We start from the raw sequence: 2372 nt of genomic DNA, 5'->3' as shown, positions 1-2372 counted from the left end.
ATGTTTAAAAAACCTCTTCACAGTCAATAATACTAGCTGTGAAGAGGTGATTTTTTTGAGTGTTAAAATAGGTGTGCCAAGGGGTATGTATTTTTATAAGTTTTACCCCTTTACCAAGAGATTTTTAACGGAACTGGGTACGGAAGTTGTTCCATCACCGCCTACAAATAAGGAAATACTGGACATGGGATCCAGGTATTGCATAGATGATGCATGTCTGCCTGTGAAGGTATATCATGGCCATGCAGAGTATCTTAAAGACAAGGTTGATTATTTGCTGATACCCAGGCTCACCAGCATTGTACCAAAAGAATACATATGCCCCAAATTTGGAGGCTTGCCTGAGATGGTGAAATACTCTGTTAGCGAATTACCTAAGCTAATTGATGTAGAAGTCAACATGTATAAAAATAGAAGGGATCTTATCAATTCTATATTAAAAGTAGGTTCTATGTTCACAAAAAATCCTTACAGAATAAAAAGGGCTGCTGATAAAGCTGCTAGAGAACAGAAAATATATGACAACAGCCTTCTGAAGGGTGAATTGCCCTGTAAATATATTGATGGAACTGATGTTACCAAGAGCAATAGTGGTCCTTTGGTAGGCATAGCTACTCACTCCTACCTTCTTTATGATAACTTTATCAACATGAATCTTCTAGAGAAACTGTCCAATAGAGGTATAAGATTTTTATTGCCTGAAATGTTGGAGAAAAAGGTCATAGAAGAAAAATGCCAGATCCTTGAAAAAAGAATGTTCTGGAGCAGCAGCAAGGACCTGATAGGAAGTGCTCTATACATGATGGAAAACAAAAAAATAGATGGAATATTGATGCTTACTTCCTTTGGCTGTGGCATCGATTCATTATCCATTGATCTAATCCAACGATTGGGAAGAAAGAAATATCATAAGCCCTTCATGGTAATGACCCTTGATGAGCATACAGGCGATGCCAATTTCAATACTAGACTGGAAGCTTTTCTTGATTTGATAGATAGGAGGCAAGCTAATTGAGATTGACTTATCCCCATATGGGTGAAGCATATATTGCAGTAAAAGCTATGTTTGACGATTTAGGCATTGAAAGTATAATCCCTCCTTTCAGTACAGATAACACCCTTAGAATTGGTGCTAAAGAATCTCCGGAAGGAATATGCCTTCCCTTTAAGATAATGCTTGGCAACTATGTAAAAAGCATAGAAGAGGGCGCAGACACCATAGTCATAACTGGAAGCTGCGGACCTTGTCGCTTCGGCTATTATGGTCCTCTGCAAAAGCTAATATTGGAGGATATGGGCTACCATGTAGATATGATTATTTTGGATCCTCCAAGGGAAGGTATAGGAAAGTTCATCAATAACATAAGAAAATTAAGCGGGAGAATAAGCTCGAAGACTTATAAAGTATTTATGGATGCCTATAAGGTGTGCGAAAAAATCGATGAACTAAATCAAGTACAATATTATGTAAGACCAAGAACCAAGGATAAGGCAAAAGTGAATAGCATAATCCATGGCTTCAAATCCAAGGTGCTGAATGCAAAAGGTACAAAGGAAATATCAGAACTCATAGATGTTACAAAGGATCAGCTCCTGGCTTTAGATATAGATATGGATATGAATCCAATAAAGATAGGCATAATTGGAGAAATTTATACAATAATAGATCCTTTCTCCAATCTTAATGCAGAAGAAAGGCTGGGAAATATGGGTGCAGAGGTTCACAGATCCATGACTGTTAAAGATTGGGCAGAGAACAATCTTGTTAAGCCTCTGAGAAGAGAAGAACCTTACGAGTTGGAAAAAAAGTTGTCTGAACCCTACCTCCCAGTGCTTATAGGCGGGCACACCCAACAGTGTCTAGGCCATGCTGTTAATTATGCCCTCTCCGGCTATGACGGCATGGTCCAGATTTATCCCATGGGATGCATGCCTGAAATAGTATCCCGATCCATACTACCTCAGATTGAAAAGGATTATGACATACCAATCCTATATCTCATAGTGGATGAACAAACGGGAGAAGCAGGATACCAGACAAGACTTGAAGCATTTTATGATTATGTTGAAACTCGAAAAAATAGGCGAAGCTGACATGTTTCGCCTATTGTTAATCAAAAATAATTCCCAGAATACCTGCTTTTATCTTTTCAATATTCCAAATGCTATCAAGTGCAATCATTTCTTTAAGATCGCCTTTATATATGATATTACTCTTTAGGGCAAGGAAGTTTTGTGGTCTGACAAGATTTCTTGATATGTTAAAGTCTGCAATACCGCTTTCCTTAAGCACATAATATACAAATTCCGAGCATAAAAAACTATTATCATAACATGCTTCTTTGTTAAATAAGCTATCAATTAATCCTCTA

At 37.6% G+C, this 2372-nt stretch carries 2 protein-coding genes and 1 pseudogene; 2 read left to right on the top strand and 1 reads right to left on the bottom strand.

Annotated features, from left to right (window positions below; translation table 11 throughout):
• Positions 1-55: 55 nt before the first annotated feature.
• Together ACESM9_RS12955 and ACESM9_RS12950 are read left to right on the top strand one after the other, a co-directional pair.
• On the top strand, positions 56-1015 hold the full coding sequence (locus tag ACESM9_RS12955; protein ID WP_372999390.1) for an acyl-CoA dehydratase activase-related protein: 960 nt from the start codon (positions 56-58) through the stop codon (positions 1013-1015).
• Positions 1012-2094: a CoA protein activase gene (locus ACESM9_RS12950; RefSeq protein WP_372999387.1), complete on the top strand. Its 1083-nt coding sequence runs from the start codon at positions 1012-1014 to the stop codon at positions 2092-2094. Before ACESM9_RS12955 ends, ACESM9_RS12950 begins: the two co-directional genes overlap by 4 nt.
• A gap of 16 nt (positions 2095-2110) precedes the next feature.
• Here the strand turns inward: ACESM9_RS12950 and ACESM9_RS12945 are convergent.
• A pseudogene (locus ACESM9_RS12945) lies at positions 2111-2372 on the bottom strand (hypothetical protein); the annotation flags it as partial.

Origin of the sequence: Lutispora sp., from assembly GCF_041687175.1 — a bacterium.
Classification (GTDB): Bacteria; Bacillota; Clostridia; order Lutisporales; family Lutisporaceae; genus Lutispora.
The sequence above is the reverse complement of the archived record's forward strand: the minus strand, read 5'-3'. Positions and strand labels throughout refer to the sequence as shown.